Annotated in this window: 2 protein-coding genes; both read left to right on the top strand. The window is 62.5% G+C overall.

What is annotated here, in order from left to right:
• A partial coding sequence (locus tag OC610_RS25370; RefSeq protein WP_264431775.1) for an amino acid adenylation domain-containing protein occupies window positions 1-1,518 on the top strand: 1,518 nt, incomplete at its 5' end.
• A 194-nt stretch (window positions 1,519-1,712) separates the two neighbouring features.
• Complete coding sequence (locus OC610_RS25365; RefSeq protein ID WP_264431774.1) at window positions 1,713-2,525, top strand: alpha/beta fold hydrolase; 813 nt, start codon at window positions 1,713-1,715, stop codon at window positions 2,523-2,525.
• Window positions 2,526-2,534 lie beyond the last annotated feature (9 nt).

Here is a 2,534-nt window from a genome sequence, read left to right as displayed (position 1 = left end):
CAGGCGCTGGCCTTGCTGGAAGAGTTCGCCTGTGGCGGGCGGCCGAAGCTGCTGGTTTGGGAGGACGTCCAGGCCAGTGATATGGCGGTGGGCAATCCTGGCGTTTACAGCGGGCCAGACAACCTCGCTTACGTGATCTACACCTCTGGCTCCACCGGGTTGCCCAAAGGTGTGATGGTCCAGCAGCGCGGCATGCTCAACAACCAGCTCAGCAAAGTGCCGTACCTGGCGCTGGATGAGGCCGATGTGATTGCCCAGACCGCGTCCCAGAGCTTCGATATTTCGGTGTGGCAGTTCCTGGCCGCGCCGCTGTTCGGGGCTCGGGTGGACATCGTGCCCAATGTGATCGCCCACGATCCGCAAGGCCTGCTGGACCATGTCGGACGCCAGGGCATTACCGTGCTGGAGAGCGTGCCGTCGTTGATCCAGGGCATGCTTGCCCAGGAGCGCATCGGCCTGGATGGCTTGCGCTGGATGCTGCCCACTGGCGAAGCGATGCCACCGGAACTCGCCCATCAGTGGCTGGCGCGTTACCCGGACATCGGCCTGGTGAATGCCTACGGCCCGGCCGAATGTTCCGATGACGTGGCGTTCTTCCGAGTCGACATGGCCTCGACCCGTGGCACCTACCTGCCCATCGGTACGCCGACCGACAACAACCGTTTGTACCTGCTCGACGGCGCCCTGGAACTGGTGCCAGTGGGCGCGGTGGGCGAGCTGTGCGTCGCCGGAACCGGGGTGGGGCGTGGTTATGTCGGCGATCCCCTGCGTACCGCGCCGGTGTTCGTGCCCAACCCGTTCGGCGCCCCGGGCGAGCGGCTGTACCGCACCGGCGACCTGGCACGTCGCCGCAGCGATGGCGTGCTGGAATACGTCGGGCGCATCGACCATCAGGTGAAGATTCGTGGCTACCGCATCGAGCTGGGGGAAATCGAAGCACGGCTGCACGAGCAGCCTGAGGTCCGCGACGCGGCCGTCGGCGTGCAGGAAGGCGTCAATGGCAAGCACCTGGTGGGTTATCTGGTTGCCGCCGACGCCACGCTGAGCCCGAGCGAACGCCTGGATCGAATCAAACAGCGCCTGCGCAGCGAATTGCCGGAATACATGGTGCCGCTGCATTGGCTGTGGCTCGATCGCCTGCCCCTCAATGCTAATGGAAAACTCGATCGCAGGGCCTTGCCTGCGCTGGAAATCGGCCAGTTGCACGGCCAGGACTACCAGGCGCCCGCCAGTGATCTTGAACAAACCCTGGCCGATATCTGGGCCGAGGTGTTGAAAGTCGAGCGGGTGGGCGTACGGGACAATTTCTTCGAGCTGGGCGGGCACTCGTTGCTGGCGACACAAATCGCCTCGCGCGTGCAAAAAGCCCTGCAACGGGACGTGCCGCTCAGGGCTATGTTCGAGTGCAGCACGGTGGAGGCGTTGGCTGAATACATCGCTGGACTGGAGGCCAGTGAAATCACCGAGGAGAAGGTGGATCGGTTGAATGATCTGATGGCGGAGTTGGAGGGCTTGTAGTGCTGCGGTGCCTGTAGCGGCCCCATCGCGAGCAAGCTCGCTCCCACAGTGGATTTGTGAACACCGGTCCATTGTGGGAGCGAGCTTGCTCGCGATGAGGCCATTGACAGCACCTCAGGACCCAAGGTTGACGTCTGGCGCTTCGCGGCCCAGTCTCCCCAAGGTTTTTTCATCCCCAAACAAGGAGGTCACCGATGCCCTTTGCAACGATTGACGGACAACCGCTCCATTACCTGGACCAGGGCCATGGCCCGGTGGTAGTGCTGGGCAGCAGCTATTTGTGGGACCAGAGCATGTGGGCGCCGCAGATTGAGGCTTTATCGAAGCATTATCGGGTCATCGTCCCGGAGCTGTGGGGCCATGGCCGGTCCGGGCGTTTGCCTGAGGGCATGAATTCGCTGGACGACCTGTCCCGTCAAACGCTGGCGTTGATGGATCTCCTGGAGATCGACTGCTTCAACCTGGTCGGATTGTCGGTCGGCGGGATGTGGGGCGCACGGTTGGCGCTGGCTGCGCCTGAGCGTGTGCAGTCGCTGGTGTTGATGGATACCTATGTCGGCGTCGAGCCGGAGCCAACCCGGCTGTATTACTTTTCGCTGTTCGACAAGATCGAAGCCAGCGGCGCAATTCCCGAGCCTTTGTTGGACATCATCGTGCCAATCTTTTTTCGGCCGGACATCGATCCGCAGTCGGCGCTCTACCAGCAGTTTCGAGCCACCTTGGCCGCGCTGCCGACCGAGCGCCTGAAGGACAGCATCGTGCCGTTGGGACGGATCATTTTTGGTCGGGACGACATCCTGCCGCGCCTGCCTGGATTGGACGCCAGGCGCACGCTGGTGATGTGCGGTGATCAGGACAAGCCGAGGCCACCGTCCGAGGCTTTGGAAATGGCCGAGCTGATCGGGTGTGAACACGTGCTGATTCCGCAGGCGGGGCATATTTCCAACCTGGAGAATCCGGAGTTTGTGACGGAGGCGTTGTTGAAATTCCTGAAACGGATGCACTGACTTTGTGGC

Origin of the sequence: Pseudomonas agronomica (assembly GCF_025917275.1) — a bacterium.
GTDB lineage: Bacteria > Pseudomonadota > Gammaproteobacteria > Pseudomonadales > Pseudomonadaceae > Aquipseudomonas > Aquipseudomonas agronomica.
This window is presented reverse-complemented; position numbering and strand designations above follow the sequence as displayed.